Raw genomic sequence first — 24,322 nt, 5'->3', positions numbered from 1 at the left:
GGACCCTGAACCCAGTTCCGGAACTCGATGTTCTTCTCGATACCCGTGTGCAGATAACCGACCACGACCCGCATGTCGGTGACGGTCTCCCCGTCGAGTTCGATGACCATCCGGCACACTCCGTGCGACGACGGATGCACCGGGCCGAGGTTCACCGTGATCCGCTCCTGCGAACCCGGGTCGATGCTCGACACCACGCTGTCCCAGTCGCCGCCGGTGACGGTGAACACCCGGCCGTCGCGCTGCTCCGTCACGGTGGCCCGAATCGGAGACCCACTCGCCTGCGTCATGTACCAGATGGTACATGCCCTCCGACCGGCGCCTTCGCGACCGCCCGTCGCCCCGGCGGGTGGCCGGGGGCGGCCGCTGAGCCCGGCCGGCGGGCCGGCGGGTTACCGGGGAGCGCGCTGAGGCCGGCCGGCGGGCGGCCCGGGTTACAACCCGAGTTCGGTCAGCCCCGGATGGTCGTCTGGACGCGGGCCGCAGGAGTCCCAGTGGTACAGCCGGTCGGACTCCGCGATGCGCAGGTCGTTGATGCTGGCCAGCCGGCGGCGCATGAGCCCGTGCTCGTCGAACTCCCAGTTTTCGTTGCCGTACGACCGGAACCACTGGCCGCTCGCGTCGCGACACTCGTACGCGAAGCGCACCGCGATCCGGTTGTCCCGGAAGGCCCACACCTCCTTGATGAGGCGGTAGTCGAGTTCACGGCTCCACTTCATGGTGAGGAACTCGACGATCTCGTCGCGGCCGTTGATGAACAGGTCCCGGTTGCGCCAGGCGCTGTCCGGCGTGTAGGCGAGGGCAACCTTCTGTGGGTCACGGGTGTTCCACGCGTTCTCGGCCATCCGCACCTTCTGCGCGGCGGTCTCGGCGGTGAACGGTGGCAACGGTGGTCTGTCTTCCATGATTCCGATGGTAGTGACGCGTCGGGGATGGCGAGGGAAGTCGCGCCGGCATCACGAGTCCACAGTGGACACGACGACCGCCGGTGGGCGGGCCGCGGGCGCACGCGATGGCGACCCCGGCGCCCCGGGAACGGGACAGCCGGCCCGGGCACGCACTCTCGCTCCGCTACCCGCAAATGATTATTGGCAGGTGCTCAGTCGGACTTGACATGCCTGCGGGCACCTGCAAATAATAGTTGGCATCTGCCAAGGAGGAGCACAAAGATGGCCGAGTTGACCGGTGACGAGCTGGTGCGGGTTCTCGCGACTCTCGCCAGCCCGCATCGCATGCGCGTGCTCGCGGCTCTGTCCACCGGCCGGCACTACGTCAGCGCACTCGCCCGGGACCTCGGCATCAGCAGGGCACTGCTCCAGGTGCACCTCAAGAAGCTGGAGAGGGCCGGCCTGGTCTCGGCAGAGCTGGAACTCTCCGAGGACGGCAAGGCGATGAAGTACTACCAGGTCAACGCGTTCGCGTTGCAGCTGACGCCGCAGTCGGTGGCAGCCGCCGCGAAGACCCTCACGAACGACGCCGCCGACGGCCCGGATCGCGGCGCACAGCAGAACGGAGATAGCTAATGGCTCAGGACCTCATGAACTCGGGTGTGATCCCCCTCGTCGTTGTCGCCGGGATCGTGATCGTGGCGATCTGGCAGGTCGGGGCGCACCTGCGGGCCCGGACCACGGTCACCCGCGAGACCGAGTACCGCGCGCTCGCCGACCGCGCGGTGCGGGCGCAGGAGATCACGGAGCACCGGCTGGCGAGCGTCGACGACCGGTTCGGCGAGGTGACCCGGCGGCTGGCCATGATCGAGGGCGTGCTGAAAGACGCCGAGTAGCGGCCCGGCTCCCGGGTACGGCCTCGTGGCCTCGCTCCCGGGTGCCGCCTCCGGTTGCGCAGCACCGGGCTTAGTCGCGCGAGCGACTGGGTACCTGACGGCGGCAACCAGGAGGAGCGGCGATGCGGCGTAGACAACCCGGCAGGTACCGGCAATGACGGCGACAAAGGCCGCACCGGGCAAGGAGTCGCCGGCGGCCTCCGGCGATGCGCCAGAGCACCGGCCGCGGGGCGAGGTGCGCCTGCCGGCGGCGCTCGCCACGCTCGTCGCCATCGCCCTCTACGCACTGCTCCCGCAGGACGTGCTGATCGGCCCGCGGTTCGTGATCCCCGGGCTGGAGATGCTGCTGCTGATCTCCCTGCTGGTGGTCAACCCGGTGCGGATGAGCCGCCAAAACCGGGTCACCCGCGGCCTGTCCATCGTCATCGTGGTGGTGATCGCCGCCGCGAATCTCGCGTCGCTCGGGCTGGTGCTGCGGGAGTTGGTCAGCAAACAGGAAGGTCTGCCCCTATTGGTCGCCGCCCTGCAGGTCTGGGCGACCGACGTCATCGTCTTCGGCCTGGCGTTCTGGGAGATCGACCGGGGCGGGCCGGTCGTCCGCAACCTCGTCGACCGCCGCCGCCTGCCCCGCGCGGACTTCCGCTTCCCGCAGGACGAGGACAAGGGCACGGTGGTCGAGGTCGACCGGGGGTCCAGCCAGGCCAGCGGCTGGATGCCGACGTTCATCGATTACCTGTACGTGTCGCTGAGCAACTCCTCGGCGTTCAGCCCCACCGACACCATGCCGCTGTCGCACCGCGCCAAGCTCCTGATGGGAGTGGAGTCGACCGCCGCCCTGATCACCTCGGTACTCGTGATCGCCAGAGGCGTGGGAAACCTGAGCTGACCGCCGCCATCAGTGATGCCGGCCGACCCATTCCCTCGCCTCTTCGATCCGGGCCCGCATCTTGCCGTCCTCGATGCTGGCCTCGCCAGTGCCGGTCGGCTCGTTCACGTCGTGCAGCTCCTCGCCGCCGGCGGCCAGGAGCACGCCGCCCTCGTGCAACTCGGCGATCTGGTCGGCGTCCACGAACGCGTAGCGCGGCAACGGCGACTCGGCGCCGACGATCAGACCGTGGAAGATGTCGGACCGCTCGTCGGCCAGGACGTGCTCCATGACGCCGAGACGGTTGCCGTCGCGGTCGAAGACCGGCGTACCCCGGCGCAGCCCCAGATAGGCGATCGGCGGTCCCATGTCCTGCACAGCACCGACGCTACGCCCGCCCTGATGGCGATGCGGTCTCTTCGCTCCACGGGAGCGCATGGGGTGCTCGCCGCCCGGCCGCCGGGCGGTCGCCGCCGCGAGCACGACGGCCACCCGGGGTGCTCGCCGCCCGGCCCGTGAGCGGTCGCCGCGCCGGAGCACGGCGGCCACCCGGCGGCCCGGTCCAACCCTTGACACCGTTCGACAGGCGCCCCTACGTTCCATCTGTCAGGAAGGGTTCCTAACTACGCCTGCCGTTCCCCGGAGGGTGGACCCATGTTCCGTACGCGAATCTCCCGCACCCGTCTGGCCGGTGCCGCCACCGCGACCCTGCTGGCCGCGAGCGCGGCGCTCGGCACCGCGACGCTCGGCACCGCGGCGTACGCCGGCGAAAGCGCCGCCACCACGCTGCCCGACCACGTCTTCGCCCCGTACTTCCAGAGCTACACCGGCGACAGCCCGGCGGCACTGGCCAAGGCGTCCGGGGCCAGGTACCTCACCATGGCGTTCCTTCAGACCGCGCAAACCGGCTCCTGCGACGTGCTGTGGAACGGCGACCCCAGCACGCCCGTCGCGCACTCGACGTTCGGCGACGACATCGCCGCGATCCGGGCCCGGGGTGGCGACGTCGTCCCGTCGTTCGGCGGGTTCAGCGCCGACAACGCGGCCACCGAGATCGCCGACAGCTGCCCCAGCGTCGACCGGATCGCGGCCGCCTTCGAGAAGGTCATCACGACGTACCACGTCACCCGGCTCGACCTGGACGTCGAGGACAACTCGCTGACCAACACGGCCGGCATCGACCGGCGCAACAAGGCCATTCATCAGGTCGAGCAGTGGGCCCGGCGCACCGGGCGCACCGTCCAGTTCGTCTACACGATCCCCACCGGTCCGGCCGGCCTCGAACAGACCGGGATCGACGTGCTGCGCAACGCCGTGGCCAACGACGCCCGGATCGACATCGTGAACATCATGACCTTCGACTACTACGACGACCAGGCGCACGAGATGGCCGCCGACACGAAGACCGCGGCCACCAGTCTCGTGGCCACCCTGCACACGCTGTACCCGACGCGGTCGGCCGGTCAGCTGTGGAGCATGGTCGGCATCACCGAGATGATCGGCATCGACGACTACGGGTCGGGCGGCGAGACCGGGCCGCAGGAGGTCTTCACCCTCGCCGACGCGAAGACCGTCACCGCGTGGGCGGGCGCGAAGAACATCGCCGAACTGTCGTTCTGGGCGCTCGGTCGGGACAACGGTGAGTGCCCGGGCACACCGGGCAGCGACACGTGCTCCGGTGTCGCCCAGTCGACCTGGCAGTACACCGGAATCATGCGGCCGTTCACGCACGGGCGCCACGACCAGCGCTGAACCGGATTGTCGGTGGCGCCCCGTACCATCCGGTCATGTCGTTGGATCTGATGGAGCTGCTGCCGGCCGCCTGGCGCGAGGTCATCCGCCCCCACCTCGACCCCGACGTGGTGGGGGCGCTGGGCGCGTTCGTCGACGAGGAATACCGCACCCAGGAGGTGTATCCACCACTGCCGGACCTGTTCCAGGCATTCCGGCTGTGCTCGCCGGACGATGCCCGCGTGCTCATCCTGGGTCAGGATCCATACCACAAGAAGGGCCAGGCACACGGGCTGAGCTTCAGCGTCCGGGCCGGTGTGCCGGTGCCGCCGTCGCTGCGCAGCGTCTTCAAGGAGTTGCGCGAAGACCTGGGCGGCGAGCCACGCACCGGCGGCGACCTGAGCGACTGGGCGGCTCAGGGCGTACTGCTGCTCAACGCGGTGCTCACCGTGCGCGGCGGCGCGCCGGCCTCACACGCCGGTCGCGGTTGGGAGCACTTCACCGACGCCGCGATCCGGGCGCTGGACGCGAAGCGCAGCCGCGTCGTGTTCGTCCTCTGGGGTTCGTACGCGCGGAAGAAGGCGGCACTGGTCACCGCGCCGCAGCACGTGATCCTGGAGGCCGGCCACCCCAGTCCGATGAATCCGAAGGGATTCCTGGGCAGCCGGCCGTTCAGTCAGGTCGACAAGGCGCTGGCCGACGCCGGCCTGCCGCCGATCCGCTGGAGCTGAGCCGCGGCGCCAGCCTCAGCCCTCGCCGTTAGCCTAGCCGCGCCTCAAGCTCCGCCCGCGCGGCAAGCCCGGCCCGCGCCGCAAGCCCGGCCCGGGGTCGTTTCCACCCCGGGCCGGCTCAGCGTCGGCTCAACGCCGGCTCAGCTGTTCTCGTCCGGCACCACGTGCCCGGCGAGCAGGCCGAGGACGCCGGTGACCGCCTCGTCGAACGGCTCCGCCGAACCGGCGGCCCGGGCCAGCACGTAGCCGCCCTGGAGCACCGCGACGATCGTGGAAGCCGTCGCGTCCGCGTTCAGCGAGGCGTCGAATTCGCCGCGGTCGCGTCCCTCCGTCAGCACCCGGGCGAGGCGCCGGCGCATCCAGTCGAAGGTCTGCGTGACCGGCTCCCGGAGCATCGGATCCGCCATGATCTCGGGGTCCTGGGTGAGCCTGCCGATCGGGCAGCCCCTGAGCACGTCGCGCTCACGGCGCAGGTAGGCGGTGACCCGTTCGACCGCCGACCCGGGAGCGGCCAACTCCGCGTCCGCCGCGGAGCACAGTTCCCGTGCCGAACGGTCGATCGCCGCCAGCGCGAGTTCCGGCTTGCCGGTGAAGTGGTGGTACATGCTGCCCTGTCCGGCGCCAGCGCGCTGCTGGATGGCTTTCGGACTGGTACCCACGTAGCCGCGCTCCCACAGCAACTCGCGCGTACTCTCGATCAGCCGATCCACGGTGTCCACCCAACGAGTGTACGTACTAGTTGGTACAGCGGGAGTCACCGAACGTGAGCTTGCTGCGCCTTGATTAGATCGGTCGCATGATTGTCTGGATCAACGGCGCTTTCGCGGGCGGCAAGACCACCCTGTCCGAGGAGTTGCACCGTCGGCTGCCTGGCGCGATGCCCTTTGACCCCGAATACGTCGGCTACATCCTGACGAAGTGGGTCCCCTCTCCGGACAGCGGCGACTTCCAGGACATTCCGCTGTGGCGGAAGCTGGTCGCCGAGTTCGCCATCGGCATGCACAGCGAGTACGGCCGCGACCTCATCGTGCCGATGACCCTGGTGAACCCCGGGTACCGCGAGGAGATCTTCGGGCTCATCGGCAAGGCCGGGATACCCGTCCTGCACGTGTTCCTCGACGTACCCGCCGACGAGCTGCGCCGCCGCATCGACGCGCAGATCCTGACACCCGACAACCCCGACCAGGATGCGGAAGCGCGAGCCTTCCGCCACGCCAACGTCGAACGCTGCGTGGCAGCACGCGACACGCTCGATGAGGACACACTGATCCTGGCCGGCGGCGAGAAAACGCCGAGCGAACTGGCCGACCTGGTGCTCGCCGCGATGCGGGACCCGGCGGCGGATTGAGAAGCACCCTGGAATCTCGCCCCTGACAATGTCGATCCGGCCGGCTCCGGTTCGTGTACGAGATGAGCCGGCGCCGTGCCGGCGGTACCGTCGGGTCGGGAGGAGGTCCAGATGAAGCAGTACCTGCTCAGCATCTACCAGCCGGAGGGAACGCCGCCGCCGGAGGTCCTGGACAGAGCGATGCGGGACGTCGAGGCGTGGACGAAGGAGGCACAGGCCGCCGGCGTGTGGGTGTTCAGCGGTCCGCTGCTCCCGCCGGACAGCGCGACCGTGGTACGGGCGGCCGACGACCAGGTGATCGTCACCGACGGCCCGTACCTGGAGGGCAAGGAGTTCGTCGGCGGGTTCGACATCATCAAGGCGCCCGACCTCGACGCCGCGCTGGAATGGGCCGCCGGTCTGGCGCGTGCGCTGCGACCGCTCGCCATCGAGGTGCGACCGTTTCACGGCGAGGTCCCGGCATCGGAGGAACGGGCCTGATCCGGCGCGTGCCCTCGAAACCCGCCGCGCAGACCGGCGACGGCGGCCCGCCGCCCGCGCGGGGCCGTGGCCCACTGCCCGAAACGGCCGGCACTTCAAGCCCGCTGCCCGACGAGGCCGGCACCCCAAGCCCGCTGCCCGGCGAGGCCGGCGCCCGAGACCCGCTGCCCGCGCCGGAGATCGAGCGGGTATTCCGCGAGGAGTATGGCCGGGCCGTGGCCGTACTGGTCCGTGCCTTCGGCGACATCGACGCCGCCGAGGAAGCGGTCCAGGACGCGTTCGCCGAGGCGGTACGCCGCTGGCCGACCGCCGGGCTGCCACCCAGCCCCGCAGGCTGGATCATCACCACCGCCCGCAACCGTGCCGTCGACCGCCACCGCCACGAGGCGGTTCGCGAGGACCGGCACGCCGAAGCCGCCCTGCTGCACGCGCGCGACGAACCGGTCGAGGAGGGACCCGTGCGCGACGACCAGCTGCGCCTCATCTTCACCTGCTGCCATCCCGCGCTCGGCGTCGGCGCGCGGGTCGCGCTCACCCTGCGGCTGCTCGGCGGGCTCACCACGGCCGAGGTCGCGCACGCCTTCCTGGTACCCGAGGCGACGATGGCCCAACGGCTCGTACGGGCGAAGGCGAAGATCCGTGACGCCCGGATCCCGTACCGGATACCGAGGGAGGCAGACCTCCCGGAACGGGTACGCGCCGTGCTTGCCGTCGTGTACCTCATCTTCAACGAGGGCTACGCGGCCAGCTCCGGGGAGCGGCTCATCCGCGAGGAACTGTGCGCCGAGGCCGTCCGGCTCGGACGTCTCCTCGCCGAACTCATGCCCGACGAGCCGGAAGTCCTGGGGCTGCTCGCGCTCATGCTGCTCATCGAGTCGCGCCGGCCCAGCCGTACCACCCCGGACGGTCGGCTCGTGCTGCTGGCGGACCAGGACCGTACCCGCTGGGACCGGAGCCTGATCGAGGAGGGGCAGGCGATCGTCCGCGCCTGCCTGCGGCGCAACCGTCCGGGCCCGTACCAGATCCAGGCCGCCATCAACGCGGTACACAGCGACGCGACCGACCCGGGCGACACCGACTGGCCGCAGATCCGCCTGCTGTACGACCAGCTTCTGGCCGTGGCCCCCAGCCCGGTCGTGGCGCTGAACCGAGCGGTCGCGGTGGCCGAGACCGACGGCCCGGCCGACGCGCTCACTATCGTCGACGGCCTCGACCTGCACGCGTACCACATGTTCTACGCGATCCGGGCGGACCTGCTGCGCCGGTTGGGTCGCGACGCCGAGGCGGCCGACGCGTACGCGAGGGCGGCCACGCTCGCGGGCAACGCGGCGGAACGCGAGTTCCTGGACGGTCGCCGGCGGGAGCTGACCGGCCCCGGCTGAGGCTCTGCGCGTTCAGCGCTGTCCGACCCATCACAGCTGACCTCTCAGGCAAGTACTTGCCTGATAAGAAAGGGTCGGTTATGTTTCTCCTCAGGCAAGTACTTTCCCCTGGGGGTCGAGTGATGGTGACCACGGAGCAAGGGCCACCGCACAACGCGGCCCAACAGCAGGTCAGGGGCCTGCCAGCGTGGTATTTCGTCTTGGCCGGTCTACTCGTGGCCAGTTTCGACATCAGCCAGCAGTTCCGCTCGAACTACCCGCTCGTCGCGGCGCTGCCACTGGTCCTCCTCGCGGTGCACATCACGCTCTGGTTCGTGCTGCTTTCGCGCCGCCGCCAGTACATCCGCTCGGTGTGGCGCTCGCCGCAGGCCCGGCTGCTGGTCGTGCTGCTGTTCGGTGTTCGCCTGCTGCTCCAACTGGTCCTGACCCGAATGGCGGACGGCGCGGCCCCGCTGCACACCTATGCGCACCTGATCATGGCATTGGCGCTGCTGGTGCTGACCACGACGGGCGCGTGGTTCGATCAGTGGCTGATCCTGCGCACCGTGAACAAGCGCACGGAACAGACGAAGGAGCGGCAACGGTGAATGAGCCAACGCCGGAAGAGGCGGCGACAGCGCTACGCGCGGTTCGCGAGGGCAAGGAGCAGGTGATCAGGTCGGCCCTGGGGTCCCAGTGGATCTGGATCGGCAGCGGCCTGATCGTGTTCTTCTACTGCACGGCCGTCGACCTGTTCCCGACGGCGAGCCCCTGGCTGACCTGGCCCGTGGTCGCCATCGTGCTCGTGGGGGTCGTCGGCCTGCACACCCGGGCGGGCAGCACCCTGCTCGGCCGGCCGGTCAGAGTGTCCGACCGCAGCCTTCCGCTCACCTTCGCATGGCGTTTGCTGCGCGTCGCGCCCGTGCTCGGCCTCGGGATCGTGGCCCTGGCCGTCTCGCTGCTGCACCTGCCGCACGGCGGCATCTACTTTGGCGCGCTGGCCGGGCTCTATATCATGTTCCTGAGCCCCAGGTTCCAGCTGTGGCTACTGCGCCGGCAGGACAGGGACTGATCAGTGGCCGAGCTTGACCATCTCCTGCTGGACCCGACGAGACTGGCCATCGTCTCCCTGCTCGCCGCCGCGGAATGGGCCGAGTTCGGGTTCGTCCGAGACTCGGTGAAGCTCTCCGACTCCGCACTGTCCAAACAGGTCACGACACTGTCCAAGAAGGACTATGTCGAAGTCCGCAAGGGCTACGTCGGCAAGCGGCCGCGCACCTGGCTCAACCTCACCGACGCCGGCCGGGACAACCTGGCCGGGCACATCTCGGCCCTCCAGACCATCGCCGAGAAAGCCCGCTCGGACGGCGCCCAGCAGCCCCGCGACCAGACTGTCCCGTAAAGTCACGCGCCCCTAGCCGACCGCCCGGCCCTGGCTCGCAGCCGGTAGACGAGGACCGCCACCGCCGCGCACGCGGCGAGCACCGCGGCCCCGATCGCGATCCAGTAACCGGTGCGGGTCGAGCCGCCGCCGGCACCGATCGAGACCGCGTTTCCCGCGACACCACCAGGGTCGGTGGCCGCCGGTGTCGCCGTGGTGGTGGCGACCAAAGGCTCCACACCGGGTACGCCCAGCGTCACGAGCAGCGCCGCGAACTCGGCCGGCGCCCGGTACCAGCCCCCGGATGTGGTGGTGCCGAACACCACCTGGCCCGCCCGCGTGTACGTGACCGGGCCACCGGCCGCCGACGGGTACAGGTCCTGGGTCACCGTCGACGCGGTCGGGTTGCCGTCCGGTACCCGGTAGGTCAGCTGGTACCTGGGGCCGAGAGCACCAGCCGGCTGGCCGCTTTCCAGCCGCTGCCCGCCGTCCGGGCCGAACATGGCCGCGAACAGACCGCTGTCTTCGCTCAACGTGGCCAGTTGTCCACCGCTGCCCGGCTCGCCGCCGGCACTGTCCGTGCCGGCACCGACCACCACCGGACGCGTGAGGCCGGGCCCGCTGAGCGTCGCCTGGTCCGCCCCCTTCGCCGCCGCCGGACCGGCGGCCACCAGTACCACCAGAGCCGCCGTCACCGTCACTGCCAACACCCGCCACCGCATCGCGACCTCCTCGTGCTCCTCGTGAGTACGCCGCGAATACACCGGCCGGGCCAGCGAGGTTCCGGTCAGCTCATCGTCGCCGCGACCGCGAGTGCGGCGTCCAACGTCCGGAGGCCGTCGAGCCGGAACGTCAGCCCGCCGTCGAGCCAGATCAGCGTCGCGCCGGTCTCTCTCACCGAGCCGGGGAACTGCCTGCCGTCCGGTCCGACGTAGACGAGCGTGACCTGGCCGTCGAACCACAGGCCGTCGTGCCCGCCGACGCTGACTCTCCGGGCGATGTCGGCGGACGCGTACTTTTCCCACAGCACGCCGAGGTTCCCGGCGAACTCGTCCACGCGTACCGGCCCATCCGGCCGCTGGTAGCGCAGCGACACGACCCGGCCGTCGGCGACCGTCACCGCGTCCGGGGTACCGAGCGCGCCCGGCACCCGTACCCGGAAACCGACCTCACGCCCGGCGTCCGCGAGATCCGTCGGGTGTTCCCCGGGCAGTGCCGGGCTCGATGCCGGAGCCGGCCCGGGTGCCTCCCGGACCTCCACGCCGCCGAACCGGAACACGTGCACGATCGCGGCGCGTACCGGGGCGGACACCGCGGCCGACACCCCGACCGCGGCGAGCACCACGGCGACCGCCGCCACCCAGCGGCGCCACCGGGCGGTACGGGTGGCCGGCGCGGCGATGTCGGCGAGCACCCGGTCGGCGAGGTCGTCGCGCGGCCGCACGGTCATGCCGCGTCCCAGGGCGCGCAGCTCGTCGGGCAGCTCGGTCATCACGCGCCCCCACCTCGCCCCGGCGCGGTCGACCCGTCTGGCTCGGCGCGCCGCGACCCAGACCCGTCTGCCTCGGCGCGCCGCGACCCAGACCCGTCTGGCTCGGCGCGCCGCGACGCAGACCCGTCGTCGGCGAGGACGCACCGCAGGCGCTCCAGCGCCCGCGCCGTCCGCGACTTCACCGTGCCCTTCGGCAGCCGCAGCGCGGTCGCCGTCTCCGCCTCGGACAGGTCGAGCAGGTACCGCAGCGCGAGGATTTCCCGGTCCGCCTCGCGCAGGTCCCCGAGCGCCCGCACCAACGCGGCGCGACGCTCGACAGTCAACGCGTTGCTGACCGGTTCGTCGTCGAGCACCGCGGTGTGCCAGCCCGCGACGCGGTCGGCCAGCGCCCGGGCGCGCTGCCTTCCGCGTACGGCATTGTGTGCCTGGTTGATGACGATCCGCAGCAGCCAGGGCCGGAACGACTCCCGCACCCGGAATCGTGGCAGCGCCCGGTACGCGGCCACGAACGACTCCTGTACGACGTCGTCGGCATCCGCACCCGCGCCGCACAACAGCGCGGTGCGCTGCGCGAGCGCGCCGTAGCGCACGACCAGGACCCGGAAGAGGTCCCGCTCGCCTGCTGTCACGCGGGCGATCACTTCGGCGTCGTCCGTGTCGTCTCCTCGTCGCGATGCGTGAAGGATGCCCCGAGGGCCCACACCCCTTCTACACCGCGAAGCCCGGACGGGTTCCCGCCACGCGCGCACCGGCCCCGGCGGCGGCCGACCAGTCTCGTGTCAGCCGCGACCACCGGGACGTTCGCGACGACTACAGCCAGCCGGTCAGCGAATCGCCGGCCACCAGCACGACTCCGCTCCGCGCGGGCACCCTCAGCGCCCGCTCCGGCTCTTGCTCGGCAGACGCCCGCGCCGCTTGCTCCACAGAGGCCGGGTTTCCGGACGCCGGCATTTCCGAGGGCGGATCGGCCGCCAGTGCGCCGTCCAGGTAGGCGAGGGGCAGCCCGAGGCCGGTCAGCGCACCCGGATCCCGATCGCGGAGGTCCACCGACACCTGCTTCAGACGCCCCGGGATGTCATCCTCGGGCGCCGTCACGAGGTAGGCGTACGTCGGCGTGATCGCGTCGCAAGCCTCCCGGAACGCGGACACGACGCCCTCCAGGAAGGCGTCCGAGGAGCGGACGACCCGGCGCATGAAGGCGGCGTGCCCGACGACCACGACGAGCGCGCGGTAATCCTCACCCTCGACGAACCGGAGTTCCACCGGCATGCCGAGCCAGTCGCCCTCCATATACGGCAGGGCATCGCGGTAGGGAAGACTCTCGGCGCCCTGGTCTGCCGGGTCCGGGGCGGCCACCTGGGGGGCGAGGCCGGCGCGTCCGGCGCGGTCGCCCACCCACTCCAGCGGAGTCTGGTCCGGTTCGCCTCCGGCGGGCCGGTTGACAACAAATGCCGCGAAGATCTCGTGCGTACTCACAACGACGTCCCATTCATGAGCGTCCCAATCGTGCCGGGTGGGTGTCACAGTCGTCCCGCCACCCTGCCACGGCCCGCGGTGCGACACGCCGATGCCACGCCGGTCGATTCACCGGATCCGGAATCACTTTCTCGCATGCGGAAATCCGCGCGGCGAAGCGGGTGGTCACCCGTGCTTTTCTTGTACCGCAAGGGAATGCCGACCATCGACAAAGAGTGATGTCAACACTGCCTCGAGTAATCCGGCTACTATCGGCAATCCCGGCGGTCCTTTTCCCGTGAGCGTCTCGTCACGCGTTCGTTGGCTTTCTCGATCGCTTTCACGAGATCGTCCCGGTCGAGACGCTGCGGATCTTCGATGCCGAGCCTGCGCGCCACGTCCTTGAGGTGCGCCTGGGAAGCGTTGGCGTCGACGCCCTGCGCCGTGCCCCTCGGCTGGTCCAGCGAGCGTGGTGCGCCCTGGGCCGCCTGCGGGTCCGAGGGACCCTTGTGTTCCTTGGGCTCCCAGTGGTCGCCCACCTTCTCGTGCGTGTGCTTCAGCGACGCGTACGCCGTGCGGTGAGCCCGCTCGCCGTCGCCGTACGATTCCTCGGCGGACTGCAGCGTCTTCTTGTAGGTACGCACGGCTTTGTCGTCCGAGCGCGCGACCGTCGACGGTACGTCGTCCCGCATCTCCTGGGCCTGCTTGTGCTTTTCCTTGTCTTCCTTGGTCATGCAGGCAGGTTTCCCGCCGGCGCCACGCTTGAACGTTCCGATTCCGGGGCGAACGCGTATCAGGCTCAGATAACGGGCACCGGGTGCCTCGGCGGACGCCGCCGAGTTGGCCGAACCTCGCTCGAGCACGAGCCACGGCCGGCGGGTGGAGCCGGTGATTTCCACCCGGATTCCACCTCCGGGCTGCGGCCGGTCCGGGCGATTGTCTCTACCGTCGGACCATGGACGTCAGGCCGTACCCGCCTCCCGCGCTCTCCCGGCCCCGCGGGCACCGCGACCTCGCCGGCTCCGCGGGCTGCCGTCGGCTGGAGCTGGATCATCCGTGACACTGGTCAACATGACGCAGTCCGAGAGCCGGCCGTGGACCTGGCGCCTCCAGGTACGCAGCCTGGTCCCGCTCGTCGCGCTGGACTTCTCGATCATCGCGAGCCAGCTGAGCGACAACCGGATCGGCTGGGCCACCATCCTCTTCCTGGTTCTGGTGTCGGTCGGCTGGCTGAGCATCAGCTTCGACGCCCGCCCCCGGGTGGCGATCGTCGCCGGTCCGCTACTGCTGAGCGGGGCGGGCATCGGCCTCGCCGCGGTCACCGCCCCCGGAGTGGCCATCACGTTTCCGGCCGTCGCCTGTTTCAGCACGAGCGCCCGCAATCCGCTCCGGTGGTCGGTGCCGTTCACCGTGGCGGTCGCCGCGGCGCTCGCCGGCACCCAGGCAGCGGCCCATCACGGTACGACACTCATCCTGGTCAGCCCCGCTGTCTGCATCGCCGCGCTACTCGTCGGCCTCATCCGCCGACAGAACAACGCGCTCGCCGAAGAGACCCGACTCGCCCGGGAGAACGAAGCCAGATCCGCCGCCCTCGACGAACGCGCCCGCATCGCCCGGGAAATCCACGACGTACTCGCCCACTCCCTCGCCGCCCTCACCGTTCAACTCGAAACCGCTGACGCCCTCCTCGAAACAGGCCGCACCCAGCAAGCCCAACAGTCGATTCACACCGCCAACCAACTCGCCCGCGAGGGCCTCGCCGAGACCCGCCGCGCCATCAGCGCTCTGCGCGGCGACACCCTTCCCCTCCCGGATCTCCTCGCCAATCTCGCCGCCGCATACCACACCGATTTCGACGCCCCCGCCACCACCCAGATCGACGGGCAGCCCTACGACCTCACCCCCGACACCCACCTCGCCCTCTACCGCACGGCGCAAGAGGCGGTCACGAACGTCCGCAAGCACGCGCCCGGGGCCGCTGTCGCCTTCACCCTCGCGTACCGGCCGCGCACCATAACCCTCACCATCACCAACGACCCGCCACCACCCGGAACCCCTCGCTCCCTGACCGACACCGGTGGCGGGTACGGCCTCACCGGCCTCCGGGAACGCGCCGAACTGGCCGGCGGCACCTTCACCGCCGGGCCCGCCACCAAGCCCGGCGGACCGGAGGGCCCGGCCGGGGCGGGCTGGCGAGTGGAGGTACAGATCCCGAGCTGACCGGGAGTCAGCGAGCGGCGCCGGGGCCCGTGGGTCGCGTGGCCCACTCGTCGCGCGATAGCGAACGGGCGCAGGATCAGGCGGGCGGTGGACAGGGGGTAGTTCGGTCGCAGCACGGGCCTAAGCCAGCCCGGGGGTACGCCGCAGTTCCGCTTCCAGTGCCGTGAGCCACTCGCCGGTGCCCTGCTCCCGCCAGGCCGGCTCCTCGTACCCGTCGAGAAAGGCGTCCTGCTCGGTGAGCACCAGCCGGGTGCCCTCCCCCTCCGCGACGAACTCCACCGTCGTGAGCGACACCGTCGCCAGATCGTCCCCGCTGCGCAGCGCGGACGCGTACACGATCCGCTCATCCGCGACGATGTCGTGGTACACCGACTCGAAGACCAGCGGTGTGCCGCTCTCGTGACGGCCCCGGTTGACCTCGCGACCGCCTACCCGGAAGTCGAGTTCGTGTTCCGCCGCCGTACCGGCGAACCACCGGGCCTTCGCGTGCGGGTCGGCCCAGGCTGCGAACACCCGGGCCGGCGGAGCGTCATATCGGCGCTCGATGGTGAACGAGCTGTGAATGACGGAGCGGTCGGTCATGCCGGTCTCCCTTCCTCCGGTTCGGAATGGTCGGTCAGGTGGTCGCCCAGTCGATCCAGGCGCCGTTCCCAGCCGGTGCGCTGATCGCCGAGCCAGTCCTCGGCCATCCGCAGTCCGGCCGGCTCGATGTGGCAGGTGCGTACCCTGCCCACCTTCTCCGTCCTGACCAGGCCGCACGCTTCGAGCACCTGAAGGTGCTGCATGACGGCGGGCAGCGACATGGCGAACGGCTGGGCCAACTCCCTGACCGGCGCTGGCCCCCGGACCAGGCGCTCGACCATGCTCCGGCGGGTCGGGTCGGCCAGCGCCTGAAACACCCGGTCGAGCGGTTGCCCTTGGTTAACCACGTACCTAACTATTGCTCCGACGGGAGCATCAGTCAAGTCGCTGCTTAACTTTTTCCGGTCGAGCCGGCCGGGCCGACGAACCTCGACGCGAGCTTGTGGGTGAAGGCCACCGAGCGGTCCGTCAGGTCCCAGGTGTCGAGTTCCCGGCCCACCAGTTCCGCATGGAGCCGGCTGACGTCGCGAAGCGCATTGCCGGCGGACTTGCGAACGTACTCGCTGGGATCGGCGCGGAGCGCCGCGAGCAGGGCGACCGCGGTCCCCGGATGCTCCTTGAAGTACGGGCGGGCCGTCCAGACGCGCAGCCCCTCGCTCGCCGCCCGGCGCCGGTTGGCTTCGGGCGCGTCGAGCCATTCCTCGATGACCGGCAGACTCGCCCGATAGCCGACGGCGGTTTCGCTTGCGGCGGCGGCGAAGCCCGGTGACAGTGAGATCGATGATCGAACTGGTGGTGCTGATCGGATTGCAGGCGTCGGGAAAGTCCACGTTCTGCCGGCGCACGCTGGCGGCAGACCACGTGGTGGTCAGCAAGGACGCGTTTCCCCGTGCACGCCACCGTCAGCGTCGCCAACTGCGTCTGATCGACGAGGCACTGAGCGGGCGACGCAGCGTCGTGGTGGACAACACCAATCCGTCGCCGCAGGAGTGGGAGCCGCTGATCGAACTCGCCCGCGCGCACGGTGCGGAGACGGTCGGGTACTGGTTCCCGACCGACCTACCCGGGACGCTGGAGCGCAACGCGACCCGGGAGGGTCGGGAGCGGGTACCCGACGTGGGGCTGTACGCCACACTCAAGCGCCTACGACGCCCCCGGCACGCGGACGGGTTCGACCGGCTCTACGTGGTGCGGTTCGACGGTACCGGCGGGTTCGACGTCCGGCCCGCGCCGGAGGAGTGAGCCGTCATTCCGGCGGCGGCACCGGGACGCCGAACAGATCCTCGGCGCTGCCGACCCGGCCGTCCACCGAGTTGAGAGCCGCGACGAGGCGCTTCTCCTCGTACGTGAAGTGCGACTCCAGCAGGGCGGTCAGGCCGTCCAGTTCAGCCCGTACCCGCCGAGCGTCCGCCGGGCCGGCACCACCGGTCCGGTCGGCACCGGACGATCCGATCAGGTCTTCTATCCGCCGCAGAATGTCGGCCACGATCCGGTGGTCGCGTTCCAATTCGCCCAGCACTGGGCGCAGGTGCGGAAACCGGTCGGCGAGCACCGCGAACGCTCCGGAGTCCTCACCGGTGTGGTGGCGGCGGAGAACCGAACAGAACGCCACGCAGTGCGCCGCCAGCGCGGGCAGCCCGGGCCGGGGCGGGCCGGGCTCGCCGTCGTCGGGCGGGTCGTCGTCGGGCGGGCCGTCACCGGGCGGGTCGCCGGCAGGTGGGGCGTCGGGAGCCGGCGGGTCGCCGGTGAGGTAGGCGTCCACGTTTGCGCGGAGCCTCGCCAACTCCTCACGAAGCCAGAGGTGTATCTCGATCAGCTGGATGCCCATCGCCGCGAGGCGGCTGTCGGGCTCGATGGGTGCGGTCACGTTTGTCCCGTGATGCCACGCGCCTCCATGCCCTCGGCGGCCTTCGTGCCGGGTACACCGCGACGCTGGCCCCACTGTACTCGCTGGCCTGCCAGCCACCATCGGTGTCAGGATCTGATGGCGTGAGCGTTGACAACGCGCTGTGGCGCGCCATCGGCATGTTTCGCGTCGCCGCGTTCGTGTACTCCGTCGCGCTCGCGATCTACGGGTACCACACCTATCGCGGCGTCGTCCTCGCCGCCGCGGTCCTCGCGGTGATGGGTGCGTGGACCGCGCTGACCATCTGGGCGTACCGTTCGCCGGCCCTGCGCACCTGGCGACTCGTCGCGGCCGACTTCGCGGTCACCGCGCTCTGCCTGCTCGCCACGGGTGTGGTGGTGCCGACCGCGGCCCGGCATGCCGGCGCGCCCACGCTCACCGCCGCGTGGGTCGCCGCACCGGTGATCGCGTGCGCGGTCAAGGGCGGCCGCCGGTGGGCCATCGCCGCCGCCCTGGCGCTCGGCGCCATAGACGTGGCACTGCGCGGAGTCGCGGTTCAGGACGCGCTCAGCGGCACCGTGATGCTGCTGCTCGCCGGCCTGGGCGTGGGGTACCTCTCGGCACTGGCGCATGGCGCCGAGAGGCGCATGCAACAGGCCGTCGAACTGGACGCGGCGACCCGGGAGCGGGAACGGCTGGCCCGCGGCATCCACGACGGCGTACTCCAGGTGCTCGGGCTGGTACAACGGCGGGGCGCCGAGCTGGGCGACGAGGGCATGGAGCTGAGCCGGCTGGCCGGTGAGCAGGAAGCCGCCCTGCGCTCGCTCGTCGGGCTGGACACGGCGCCGACGACGACCGGCGGTCTGGTCGATCTGCGGCACCTGTTGCGGCCGATGGACGGCACCCGGGTGCACCTGGTCACTCCGGCGGCCGCGGTGGTGCTGCCCGCGCGGGTGGCCACCGAGATAGCCGCGGCGGTGGACAGCGCGCTGCACAACGTGCGTGCGCACGCGGGTACGGACGCCACGGCATGGGTGCTGGTCGAGGACGAGCGCGACTGCGTGACGGTGACTGTCCGCGACGACGGCCGGGGGATGGCACCCGAACGCATCGCCGAGGCCGCGGCCACCGGCCGGCTGGGGATCGCCCAATCCATCTCCGGCCGCATTCGCGACCTGGGCGGCGAGGTCACGATCGTCACGGCGCCGGCCCGCGGGGTCGAGGTAGAGATGCGGGTACCACGCCCACGCGACCGGCGGTCGCACTCCCGGCTTCCGCGGGGTAGGTAGGCTGCGCATCGTGACACAGGCACAACCGCCGGTCCGGGTCATGGTCGTCGACGACCACCCGATGTGGCGGGACGGGGTAGCCCGCGACCTGACCGAGGCCGGGTACGAGGTGGTCGCCACGGCCGGCGACGGCGCCGAGGCGGTACGGCGCGCAGCGGCCACCCGACCGGACGTCATCGTGCTGGACCTGCACCTGCCGGACCTGCCCGGCGTGGACGTGATCCGGGGGCTGCTCACCTCCTGCCCCCGGGTACTGGTGCTCTCGGCCAGCGGTGATCAGCAGGATGTCCTCGACGCGGTGAAGGCGGGCGCCACGGGATACCTGGTGAAGTCGGCGGGCCGGGAGGATTTCCTCGCGGCGGTCGGCCGCACCGCTGCCGGAGACGCGGTCTTCACTCCGGGGCTCGCTGGCCTGGTGCTCGGCGAGTACCGCCGGCTCGCGGAGGCGCCGCGCGCACCCGACGACGCGGTGGCTCCGGCACTGACCGACCGGGAGACCGAGGTGCTGCGGCTGGTCGCGAAAGGCCTGGCGTACCGGCAGATCGCCGAACGTCTGGTGCTCTCCCACCGCACGGTGCAGAACCACGTACAGAACACGCTTCGGAAGTTGCAGCTGCACAACCGGGTGGAGTTGGTCCGGTACGCGATCGAACAGGGCCTGGACGGCGACGACTGACGCGTCGGCGCGCCGCTGGAGCTGGTGGGTGTCATGCGAGCGGCTCGTGCCTCCGGGATACGAGCCGTAGACTCAGCCGGTCCATGAGCGGTACGGGGGGCGCTGATGCCGACGCAGGTGGAACAGTCATGGATCCGGATCGAACGGTGGCTTGCCGCGCACGCACCGCGCACCGCCGCGACGCTACGGCCGCCGGCCGCACCGGCCGCGATCGCCGAGTCACAGCGAACGATCGGCGTGACGTTCTCCGATGACTTGATCGCGTCGCTGCTGCGGCACGACGGGTGCACCCACGACGACGCGTCTTTCCGGCTTCCCGGCGACTACCGGCTCATGCCGGTCGCGGACATCGTTCCGGACTGGCGGATCAAGACCGATGCGCTGGCTCAGACCGACACCGACCGGCGGCTGTTGGGCAGCTACTGGCATCCGGGCTGGATACCTTTCGCGGACACGAACGCCGTCGACGCGTTGGTGGTCGACTGCCGGCCCGGCGGGGCGCCCGGCGCGGTCGGAACGCATCTCAAGGGCGATGGGACGCACTTCGGCACCTGGACCTCGGTGGGTGCGCTGCTGGCCGAGGTGGCGGATGCGCTGGAGCGCCGCCGGCCGATCGGTACGTGCATGCCGGTGTCGTTCGACGGGAGGCTGTCCTGGGAAATCGTTCGGGAGCAGCACCCGGCGCCGGGGTCGGTGTTCGACCTGGCCGCTGAGGCGCCGGTGCCGGGGATTCCGCAGGCGCGCGCCGTGGGCGAGGTCTGGCGGGTGGATGACGATTCGCCCCTGGGCCTGCGGGTGCGGGCGGTGGCGGCGGAGGCCGGCGCGGCGGTCGCGAGCCGTACCGCGGCAGGGCAACCCCGACAACTGCTCACCGAACCGGAGCGGATGGCGTGGATGCACAGGCATGCCGCGGCCGAAGCCATCGTCGGCGTCCTCGCGGCAATGTCGCCGGTGGCTGGTGGGCATCTGCTCAGTCGACGGCTCAGCCCAGACTGGCGGGCCCAGTTCATGACCGACCTCGGGGAACTGGCCATACCGGACGGCGCGATCGACGAACTGGTCGCCGCGGAGGAGCGCGCGATCCGGTCGGCGCGGCGGACGACGCCCCTGGTGTGGAGGTCGCAGCGCCCGCCCGTCGCTTCTACCGGCACGCGGACCAGAACCAGCCTCGCCGCCGGCCCGAGGTACGGCACACCCACCAGCCGAGCAACAGTCCGGCCGCGCCCGCCACCTTGAGCGCGGCGATCAGAGCCGACGCCGACTCAGGAAGCGCCACCCGCCAGCTCGCCGGCGGCGCGCGTGACCGCCCGGCGGATGGACTCGTACCCGGTGCACCGGCACAGGTTCGAGGTGAGCAGTTCCCGCAGCCGGTCCGGGTCATCGGCGATCGACGGATCCTCCTGCAGCGCGCCAGCCGCCAGCATCAGGAACCCGGGGGTGCAGAACCCGCACTGCAGCGCGTGCTCGGCGGAGAACGCCTCCTGCAACGGGTGCGGTGTACCGTCGGCGCCGGCCAGCCCCTCGACGGTACGCACCTCGCGACCGTCGCACTGCACGGCGAACATCAGGCAGGAACGCACCGCCTCGCCATCCACCAGTACCGTGCAGGCACCGCAGACACCATGCTCACAGGCCAGGTGCGTACCCGTCAGCCGGCAGTTCTCGCGCAGCGCGTCGGCCAGCGTTCGCCGGGCCTCCACCTCCAGCTCGCGACGTTCGCCGTTGACGGTCAGCGTGACACGCACGGCTCACCTCCCGTCCCCGACTGCGCCGGCATCGCGCACCGCCGCCTCCAGAGCGCGGCGAACCAGTACCCCGACCGCGTGGCGCTGATAGCCGGCGCTGGCGTGCGGTTGTTCCCGGGGGTCCGCGTCCTGTTCGCCGGCGACCCGCGCCGCACCGGTCAGGGTTCCGGCGTCGGCCGGCTGCCCGAGCAGTGCCCGCTCGGCTGCGTGCGCACGCACCGGTCGCTCGGCCGCGTTGACCAACCCCAGCCGTACCCAGTCGATGACTCCGTCGCGAACGGTGAGCGCTGCGATGGCGGCGAGTTGCGCGAAGCTCGCGTGCGTACGCCGGTGCTCGACAAAGCCGACGCCGGCACGGTCCGGAAGCAGCGGCAGCCGGGCCTCGCTCAGCAACTCCTCCGGGCGGCGGACGGTGTCGAACGGCCCGGCGAAGAAGGCTTCCGCGGCCACGGTACGGGTTCCGTCCGGCCCGGTGAGGTCGAGCTGGGCGTCCAGCGCGGTCGCGACCGCCGGCCACTCGGCGGCCGGGTGCGCGTACGCGAGGCTGCCGAGCATGGTGCCCCGTGCGCGGATCGGCGGATGGGCGATGTTGTGCACCACGCTGGACAGCAGGCGCCCGAGGGGCCCGGCGGAGATGTCCCGTTCGAAGGCGCGATGGCGCACCAGCGGCCGCACGCGCAGCACCCCGTCGCCCGCGTCGAGTCCGGTGAACTCGGCGACCCGGTTGATGTCGACCAGCCGGGCCGGTCGCACGGTGCGGTAGTTCATCTCCAACACCAGGCTCTGCCCGCCGGCGAGCACCCGGGTGTCGCCGCCGGCCAGGGCCGCGACCACCTCTTCCACGGTACGGGGCGCGAAATACTCGAACGCCGTGGGCTTCACCGGCCCGCTCCCGCCAGCGCCGGCTGCCGCGCCTGCCAGCAGGCGAAGGGAGTCAACGGCATCTGGATCGCGCTCGGATCGTCGAGGTCCAGCGCGTCGACGACGGCGTTAATGACCGCCGCGGGCGCGCCGATGCAACCGGCCTCGCCGGCACCCTTGGCGCCCAGCGCCGTATTCGGGTTCGGCGTGCACATCTCCCGGAGGGTCACCGGCGGGACCTCCGACAGCGTCGGGATCAGGTAATCGAGCAGGCTCCGGGTCTCCGGTACGCCGTCCGGGTCGTACCGGACCTGTTCGTACAGCGCCTGGCCCAGCCCCTGCGCGATCGACCCGTACGACTGCCCGCGCACGATCACGTGGTTGATCACGACACCGTAGTCGTCGACGGCCACCAGCCGGAGCACCGAGACCGTACCCAGTTCCGGCTCCACCTCCACCACCGCGATGTACGTGCCGTAGGGCGCCGCCTGCGGGGGCTCGAAGACCTCGTCGGCGCGCAGCGGCCCGGTCGCGGCCGCGAGGTCGGCGAGCGACACCCTGCGCTGGCCCGCGCTCACCGTCCCGGCCCGGTACGTGACCTCCTCGATCGGCACCGCCCAACTCTCCGCCGCCCGGCCGCGTGCCTGTTCCATGAGGGCGCCGGCAGCCCGATGCAGGGCGGCGCCACCGGTCTGCATCGACCGGCTGGAGTACGAACCGATGCCCCGAGGCACGATCGCGGTGTCGGCTTCCACCAGCCGAATCAGCTCCGGCTCGACGCCGAGGACGGAGGCGACCACCTGAGGGAACGACGTCTCGTGACCCTGCCCGGTCGAGCAGCATCCGGACAGCGCCAGGTACGTGCCGTCCGGGCACGCCTCCACCGAGCCGAACTCCCAGGCGTTCCCGGACCGTTCGAGGTAGCTGCAGATGCCAATGCCCAGCGGCGCCCCGGTGCCGGTGCGGCGCCGCTGTGCCTGCTGGGCACGCCATCCGTCGTAGTCGACGGTACGCATCGCCAGGGCGAGCGCGGCCGGATAGTCGCCGCTGTCGTACTGGAACCCGGTGGGTGTGCGGTACGGGAGCGCGTCGGGCCGGATGAAGTTGCGCTGCCGCAGCTTCGCCGGATCCATCCCGAGACGGCGGGCCAGCGTGTCGACCGTGCGCTCGATGGCCGTGGCCGCCTCCGGCCGGCCGGCACCGCGGTACGGGCTGGTCGGCGCCGTGTTGGTCACCACGCACCGGGTCTGCACGTGTACCCGCGGAATCTGGTACGCGCCGGCCGCCATCACCGACGTGTTGAGCGGTACGAACGCGCCGAGGTGCGGGTACCCGCCGACGTCCGCGTCGATGGTCAGCTCGTACGCGAGGATCCTGCCGTCGGCGTCGGCCGCCATCCGGGTGCGTTGGTTCTGCCCGCGCCCGTGCGGCGGTCCGGTCAGTGCCTCGGCCCGGTCCTCAACCCAGCGCACGGTGCGGCCGAGGCGCCGGGCCGCGACGGCGACGGCCAGGTATTCCGGGTACGTTTCGCTCTTGCCGCCGAAGGCGCCGCCGACGTCCGGCACCACCACGCGGATGCGCTCCTCCGGCAGCCCCAGCGCGGCGGCGAGGTCGCCGCGCAGCCGGTGCGGTGCCTGGTGCGAGCACCACACGGTCAGCCCGTCGTCGTCCTCCGGCCGGATCAGGATGGCCCTGGCCTCCATCGATGTGTGCGCAAGCAGCTGTTGGCGGTAGTTGCCCTCGACCACCACGGCCGCGTCCCGCCAGACCGCGGGGTCGATCGGATCGCCGTACTCCTTCTCGACCGCCACGTTGGGCATGCCGAGAAACAGTTCGACTTCGCTGCCGGCCGCGTCGGTCGGGTCCAGCAGGACGGGCAGCGGCGAGATGTCCAGCCGTACCGCGTCCCGCGCGTCCTCGGCGACGTACCGGTCGGCGGCCAGCACGATCGCGACCGGCTGCCCCACGTACCGCACCCGGTCAACGGCCAGCGCCGGCCACGCCCGTCCGGCGGACGCGGTGATCCCGAGCATCGGCGGCGTCTGAGGTACCGCGGGCAGGTCGGCCGCCGACCACACGGCGGCGACCCCGGGCATCCGGCGCGCGTCGTCCACGTCCACCGCACCCATCTCGCCGTGGGCCACCGGGCTGGAGACGAACACCACCTCAAGGCAGTCCTCCGGAAGCAGGTCGGCGACGAAGCAGCCCGCTCCCCGGACCAGCCGGGCGTCCTCGCGCCGGCTCGGCGCCGAACCGCCATCGGCGGCCCGGCGGGTGAACTCCGAGTCGTCACCGCCAGCCCGCTGGGCCATCCTCGCCTCCCGCCGGAGCGCACCGCGCGGTCGCTCCCACCTGAACCCCCCTTCCCTGCTTTCCGGAGGCACAAACCACGCGCGGCGGCCTTACCGCCTGGGGTAATCGCGGAATCGGGCACCGCGCGGAACAGCCGGCTGCCCGGATCGATACCGCCCAACCG

At 71.2% G+C, this 24,322-nt stretch carries 31 protein-coding genes and 1 pseudogene; 16 read left to right on the top strand and 16 right to left on the bottom strand.

What is annotated here, in order from left to right; translation table 11 throughout:
* Both Raf01_RS29235 and Raf01_RS29230 read right to left on the bottom strand, forming a co-directional pair.
* Nucleotides 1-290: pseudogene (locus tag Raf01_RS29235) on the bottom strand (NADH dehydrogenase subunit D); the annotation flags it as partial.
* 144 nt (nucleotides 291-434) lie between these two features.
* Complete coding sequence (locus Raf01_RS29230) at nucleotides 435-905, bottom strand: nuclear transport factor 2 family protein (RefSeq protein ID WP_203921248.1); 471 nt, start codon at nucleotides 903-905, stop codon at nucleotides 435-437.
* A gap of 264 nt (nucleotides 906-1,169) precedes the next feature.
* Here Raf01_RS29230 and Raf01_RS29225 point away from each other — a divergent pair, with 264 nt between their 5' ends.
* The 3 genes from Raf01_RS29225 to Raf01_RS29215 all read left to right on the top strand — a co-directional run bounded on the left by Raf01_RS29225 (nucleotide 1,170) and on the right by Raf01_RS29215 (nucleotide 2,669).
* On the top strand, nucleotides 1,170-1,523 hold the full coding sequence (locus Raf01_RS29225) for an ArsR/SmtB family transcription factor (protein WP_203921247.1): 354 nt from the start codon (nucleotides 1,170-1,172) through the stop codon (nucleotides 1,521-1,523).
* Nucleotides 1,523-1,783 carry a hypothetical protein gene (locus Raf01_RS29220; protein ID WP_203921246.1) on the top strand — a complete coding sequence of 87 codons (261 nt, stop codon included), beginning with the start codon at nucleotides 1,523-1,525 and terminating at the stop codon, nucleotides 1,781-1,783. The genes Raf01_RS29225 and Raf01_RS29220 overlap by 1 nt, the downstream gene beginning before the upstream one ends.
* Before the next feature lie 154 nt (nucleotides 1,784-1,937).
* Nucleotides 1,938-2,669, top strand: a complete 732-nt coding sequence (locus tag Raf01_RS29215; protein WP_203921245.1) for a hypothetical protein — start codon at nucleotides 1,938-1,940, stop codon at nucleotides 2,667-2,669.
* Nucleotides 2,670-2,678: 9 nt separating this feature from the next.
* Here the strand turns inward: Raf01_RS29215 and Raf01_RS29210 are convergent, their stop codons facing one another.
* A complete protein-coding gene (locus tag Raf01_RS29210; RefSeq protein ID WP_203921244.1) occupies nucleotides 2,679-3,026 on the bottom strand; it encodes a hypothetical protein in 348 nt (115 codons plus the stop codon).
* Nucleotides 3,027-3,302: 276 nt separating this feature from the next.
* Between Raf01_RS29210 and Raf01_RS29205 the strand changes: the two genes are divergently transcribed.
* Both Raf01_RS29205 and Raf01_RS29200 read left to right on the top strand, forming a co-directional pair.
* Nucleotides 3,303-4,400 carry a chitinase gene (locus Raf01_RS29205; protein WP_203921243.1) on the top strand — a complete coding sequence of 366 codons (1,098 nt, stop codon included), beginning with the start codon at nucleotides 3,303-3,305 and terminating at the stop codon, nucleotides 4,398-4,400.
* Between the two features lie 35 nt (nucleotides 4,401-4,435).
* A complete protein-coding gene (locus tag Raf01_RS29200) occupies nucleotides 4,436-5,110 on the top strand; it encodes a uracil-DNA glycosylase (RefSeq protein WP_203921242.1) in 675 nt (224 codons plus the stop codon).
* A 140-nt stretch (nucleotides 5,111-5,250) separates the two neighbouring features.
* Here the strand turns inward: Raf01_RS29200 and Raf01_RS29195 are convergent, their stop codons facing one another.
* On the bottom strand, nucleotides 5,251-5,829 hold the full coding sequence (locus Raf01_RS29195) for a TetR/AcrR family transcriptional regulator (protein WP_203921241.1): 579 nt from the start codon (nucleotides 5,827-5,829) through the stop codon (nucleotides 5,251-5,253).
* Nucleotides 5,830-5,906: 77 nt separating this feature from the next.
* On the opposite strand from Raf01_RS29195, the gene Raf01_RS29190 reads away from it, so the two are divergent.
* The 6 genes from Raf01_RS29190 to Raf01_RS29165 all read left to right on the top strand — a co-directional run bounded on the left by Raf01_RS29190 (nucleotide 5,907) and on the right by Raf01_RS29165 (nucleotide 9,701).
* A complete protein-coding gene (locus Raf01_RS29190) occupies nucleotides 5,907-6,458 on the top strand; it encodes an AAA family ATPase (protein WP_203921240.1) in 552 nt (183 codons plus the stop codon).
* Nucleotides 6,459-6,569: 111 nt separating this feature from the next.
* Nucleotides 6,570-6,938, top strand: coding sequence for a YciI family protein (locus Raf01_RS29185; RefSeq protein WP_203921239.1), 369 nt, complete (start codon nucleotides 6,570-6,572; stop codon nucleotides 6,936-6,938).
* Between the two features lie 164 nt (nucleotides 6,939-7,102).
* The gene (locus Raf01_RS29180) at nucleotides 7,103-8,320 is read left to right on the top strand and encodes an RNA polymerase sigma factor (RefSeq protein ID WP_239134013.1); all 1,218 of its coding nucleotides are present in this window, start codon (nucleotides 7,103-7,105) and stop codon (nucleotides 8,318-8,320) included.
* 122 nt (nucleotides 8,321-8,442) lie between these two features.
* A complete protein-coding gene (locus Raf01_RS29175) occupies nucleotides 8,443-8,907 on the top strand; it encodes a hypothetical protein (RefSeq protein ID WP_203921237.1) in 465 nt (154 codons plus the stop codon).
* Complete coding sequence (locus tag Raf01_RS29170; protein WP_203921236.1) at nucleotides 8,904-9,371, top strand: hypothetical protein; 468 nt, start codon at nucleotides 8,904-8,906, stop codon at nucleotides 9,369-9,371. Before Raf01_RS29175 ends, Raf01_RS29170 begins: the two co-directional genes overlap by 4 nt.
* Before the next feature lie 3 nt (nucleotides 9,372-9,374).
* Nucleotides 9,375-9,701 (top strand): winged helix-turn-helix domain-containing protein, encoded by a 327-nt coding sequence (locus tag Raf01_RS29165; protein WP_203921235.1) that lies wholly within the window; start codon nucleotides 9,375-9,377, stop codon nucleotides 9,699-9,701.
* A gap of 2 nt (nucleotides 9,702-9,703) precedes the next feature.
* On the opposite strand, the gene Raf01_RS29160 is transcribed toward Raf01_RS29165, so the two are convergent.
* The 5 genes from Raf01_RS29160 to Raf01_RS29140 form a co-directional block, all read right to left on the bottom strand.
* Entirely contained in the window at nucleotides 9,704-10,402 is a 699-nt protein-coding gene (locus tag Raf01_RS29160) for a hypothetical protein (RefSeq protein WP_203921234.1), read from the bottom strand.
* Nucleotides 10,403-10,467: 65 nt separating this feature from the next.
* The gene (locus Raf01_RS29155; RefSeq protein ID WP_203921233.1) at nucleotides 10,468-11,172 is read right to left on the bottom strand and encodes a hypothetical protein; all 705 of its coding nucleotides are present in this window, start codon (nucleotides 11,170-11,172) and stop codon (nucleotides 10,468-10,470) included.
* Nucleotides 11,172-11,801, bottom strand: coding sequence for an RNA polymerase sigma factor (locus tag Raf01_RS29150; protein WP_239134010.1), 630 nt, complete (start codon nucleotides 11,799-11,801; stop codon nucleotides 11,172-11,174). The genes Raf01_RS29155 and Raf01_RS29150 overlap by 1 nt, the downstream gene beginning before the upstream one ends.
* Before the next feature lie 181 nt (nucleotides 11,802-11,982).
* Nucleotides 11,983-12,648 (bottom strand): hypothetical protein, encoded by a 666-nt coding sequence (locus tag Raf01_RS29145; protein ID WP_203921231.1) that lies wholly within the window; start codon nucleotides 12,646-12,648, stop codon nucleotides 11,983-11,985.
* A 248-nt stretch (nucleotides 12,649-12,896) separates the two neighbouring features.
* Entirely contained in the window at nucleotides 12,897-13,319 is a 423-nt protein-coding gene (locus Raf01_RS29140; protein ID WP_203921268.1) for a ChaB family protein, read from the bottom strand.
* A 379-nt stretch (nucleotides 13,320-13,698) separates the two neighbouring features.
* Between Raf01_RS29140 and Raf01_RS29135 the strand changes: the two genes are divergently transcribed.
* Complete coding sequence (locus tag Raf01_RS29135; RefSeq protein WP_203921230.1) at nucleotides 13,699-14,847, top strand: sensor histidine kinase; 1,149 nt, start codon at nucleotides 13,699-13,701, stop codon at nucleotides 14,845-14,847.
* Nucleotides 14,848-14,967: 120 nt separating this feature from the next.
* Here the strand turns inward: Raf01_RS29135 and Raf01_RS29130 are convergent, their stop codons facing one another.
* The 3 genes from Raf01_RS29130 to Raf01_RS50950 are packed head-to-tail and all read right to left on the bottom strand — an operon-like array spanning nucleotide 14,968 to nucleotide 16,144.
* Nucleotides 14,968-15,429, bottom strand: a complete 462-nt coding sequence (locus Raf01_RS29130; protein WP_203921229.1) for an SRPBCC family protein — start codon at nucleotides 15,427-15,429, stop codon at nucleotides 14,968-14,970.
* Nucleotides 15,426-15,776: an ArsR/SmtB family transcription factor gene (locus Raf01_RS29125; RefSeq protein WP_239134009.1), complete on the bottom strand. Its 351-nt coding sequence runs from the start codon at nucleotides 15,774-15,776 to the stop codon at nucleotides 15,426-15,428. Before Raf01_RS29125 ends, Raf01_RS29130 begins: the two co-directional genes overlap by 4 nt.
* Nucleotides 15,777-15,820: 44 nt before the next feature.
* A complete protein-coding gene (locus Raf01_RS50950; RefSeq protein ID WP_373319601.1) occupies nucleotides 15,821-16,144 on the bottom strand; it encodes a DNA alkylation repair protein in 324 nt (107 codons plus the stop codon).
* Between the two features lie 65 nt (nucleotides 16,145-16,209).
* Between Raf01_RS50950 and Raf01_RS29115 the strand changes: the two genes are divergently transcribed.
* Nucleotides 16,210-16,671 carry an ATP-binding protein gene (locus Raf01_RS29115; RefSeq protein ID WP_203921228.1) on the top strand — a complete coding sequence of 154 codons (462 nt, stop codon included), beginning with the start codon at nucleotides 16,210-16,212 and terminating at the stop codon, nucleotides 16,669-16,671.
* Between the two features lie 4 nt (nucleotides 16,672-16,675).
* On the opposite strand, the gene Raf01_RS29110 is transcribed toward Raf01_RS29115, so the two are convergent.
* Nucleotides 16,676-17,296: a hemerythrin domain-containing protein gene (locus tag Raf01_RS29110; protein ID WP_239134008.1), complete on the bottom strand. Its 621-nt coding sequence runs from the start codon at nucleotides 17,294-17,296 to the stop codon at nucleotides 16,676-16,678.
* Nucleotides 17,297-17,418: 122 nt separating this feature from the next.
* Here Raf01_RS29110 and macS point away from each other — a divergent pair, with 122 nt between their 5' ends.
* The 3 genes from macS (at nucleotide 17,419) to Raf01_RS29095 (ending at nucleotide 20,476) form a co-directional block, all read left to right on the top strand.
* Nucleotides 17,419-18,564 carry a MacS family sensor histidine kinase gene (gene macS / locus Raf01_RS29105; protein ID WP_239134007.1) on the top strand — a complete coding sequence of 382 codons (1,146 nt, stop codon included), beginning with the start codon at nucleotides 17,419-17,421 and terminating at the stop codon, nucleotides 18,562-18,564.
* Between the two features lie 40 nt (nucleotides 18,565-18,604).
* The gene (locus Raf01_RS29100) at nucleotides 18,605-19,240 is read left to right on the top strand and encodes a response regulator (RefSeq protein ID WP_203921264.1); all 636 of its coding nucleotides are present in this window, start codon (nucleotides 18,605-18,607) and stop codon (nucleotides 19,238-19,240) included.
* A 105-nt stretch (nucleotides 19,241-19,345) separates the two neighbouring features.
* Nucleotides 19,346-20,476: an SMI1/KNR4 family protein gene (locus Raf01_RS29095; RefSeq protein WP_203921226.1), complete on the top strand. Its 1,131-nt coding sequence runs from the start codon at nucleotides 19,346-19,348 to the stop codon at nucleotides 20,474-20,476.
* A 26-nt stretch (nucleotides 20,477-20,502) separates the two neighbouring features.
* On the opposite strand, the gene Raf01_RS29090 is transcribed toward Raf01_RS29095, so the two are convergent.
* From Raf01_RS29090 to Raf01_RS29080, 3 genes are read right to left on the bottom strand one after another with little or no spacing between them, the layout of a single operon-like run.
* Nucleotides 20,503-20,985 carry a (2Fe-2S)-binding protein gene (locus tag Raf01_RS29090; protein ID WP_203921225.1) on the bottom strand — a complete coding sequence of 161 codons (483 nt, stop codon included), beginning with the start codon at nucleotides 20,983-20,985 and terminating at the stop codon, nucleotides 20,503-20,505.
* A gap of 3 nt (nucleotides 20,986-20,988) precedes the next feature.
* A complete protein-coding gene (locus Raf01_RS29085; RefSeq protein ID WP_203921224.1) occupies nucleotides 20,989-21,867 on the bottom strand; it encodes an FAD binding domain-containing protein in 879 nt (292 codons plus the stop codon).
* Nucleotides 21,864-24,158: a xanthine dehydrogenase family protein molybdopterin-binding subunit gene (locus Raf01_RS29080; RefSeq protein ID WP_203921223.1), complete on the bottom strand. Its 2,295-nt coding sequence runs from the start codon at nucleotides 24,156-24,158 to the stop codon at nucleotides 21,864-21,866. Before Raf01_RS29080 ends, Raf01_RS29085 begins: the two co-directional genes overlap by 4 nt.
* Nucleotides 24,159-24,322: the final 164 nt, after the last annotated feature.

Source organism: Rugosimonospora africana (assembly GCF_016862975.1).
GTDB lineage: Bacteria > Actinomycetota > Actinomycetes > Mycobacteriales > Micromonosporaceae > Rugosimonospora > Rugosimonospora africana.
Note: the sequence above shows the minus strand (reverse complement) of the source record. Positions and strands in the feature narration are given on the sequence as shown.

Excerpts from the sequence above, each read along its gene's own strand:
- Raf01_RS29230 (WP_203921248.1), bottom strand. The coding sequence starts at position 905 with ATGGAAGACAGACCACCGTTGCCACCGTTCACCGCCGAGACCGCCGCG.
- Raf01_RS29225 (WP_203921247.1), top strand. The coding sequence starts at position 1,170 with ATGGCCGAGTTGACCGGTGACGAGCTGGTGCGGGTTCTCGCGACTCTC.
- Raf01_RS29220 (WP_203921246.1), top strand. The coding sequence starts at position 1,523 with ATGGCTCAGGACCTCATGAACTCGGGTGTGATCCCCCTCGTCGTTGTC.
- Raf01_RS29215 (WP_203921245.1), top strand. The coding sequence starts at position 1,938 with ATGACGGCGACAAAGGCCGCACCGGGCAAGGAGTCGCCGGCGGCCTCC.
- Raf01_RS29205 (WP_203921243.1), top strand. The coding sequence starts at position 3,303 with ATGTTCCGTACGCGAATCTCCCGCACCCGTCTGGCCGGTGCCGCCACC.
- Raf01_RS29200 (WP_203921242.1), top strand. The coding sequence starts at position 4,436 with ATGTCGTTGGATCTGATGGAGCTGCTGCCGGCCGCCTGGCGCGAGGTC.
- Raf01_RS29190 (WP_203921240.1), top strand. The coding sequence starts at position 5,907 with ATGATTGTCTGGATCAACGGCGCTTTCGCGGGCGGCAAGACCACCCTG.
- Raf01_RS29185 (WP_203921239.1), top strand. The coding sequence starts at position 6,570 with ATGAAGCAGTACCTGCTCAGCATCTACCAGCCGGAGGGAACGCCGCCG.
- Raf01_RS29175 (WP_203921237.1), top strand. The coding sequence starts at position 8,443 with ATGGTGACCACGGAGCAAGGGCCACCGCACAACGCGGCCCAACAGCAG.
- Raf01_RS29160 (WP_203921234.1), bottom strand. The coding sequence starts at position 10,402 with ATGCGGTGGCGGGTGTTGGCAGTGACGGTGACGGCGGCTCTGGTGGTA.
- Raf01_RS29155 (WP_203921233.1), bottom strand. The coding sequence starts at position 11,172 with ATGACCGAGCTGCCCGACGAGCTGCGCGCCCTGGGACGCGGCATGACC.
- Raf01_RS29140 (WP_203921268.1), bottom strand. The coding sequence starts at position 13,319 with ATGCGGGACGACGTACCGTCGACGGTCGCGCGCTCGGACGACAAAGCC.
- Raf01_RS29135 (WP_203921230.1), top strand. The coding sequence starts at position 13,699 with ATGACGCAGTCCGAGAGCCGGCCGTGGACCTGGCGCCTCCAGGTACGC.
- Raf01_RS29130 (WP_203921229.1), bottom strand. The coding sequence starts at position 15,429 with ATGACCGACCGCTCCGTCATTCACAGCTCGTTCACCATCGAGCGCCGA.
- Raf01_RS29115 (WP_203921228.1), top strand. The coding sequence starts at position 16,210 with ATGATCGAACTGGTGGTGCTGATCGGATTGCAGGCGTCGGGAAAGTCC.
- Raf01_RS29100 (WP_203921264.1), top strand. The coding sequence starts at position 18,605 with ATGGTCGTCGACGACCACCCGATGTGGCGGGACGGGGTAGCCCGCGAC.
- Raf01_RS29095 (WP_203921226.1), top strand. The coding sequence starts at position 19,346 with ATGCCGACGCAGGTGGAACAGTCATGGATCCGGATCGAACGGTGGCTT.
- Raf01_RS29080 (WP_203921223.1), bottom strand. The coding sequence starts at position 24,158 with ATGGCCCAGCGGGCTGGCGGTGACGACTCGGAGTTCACCCGCCGGGCC.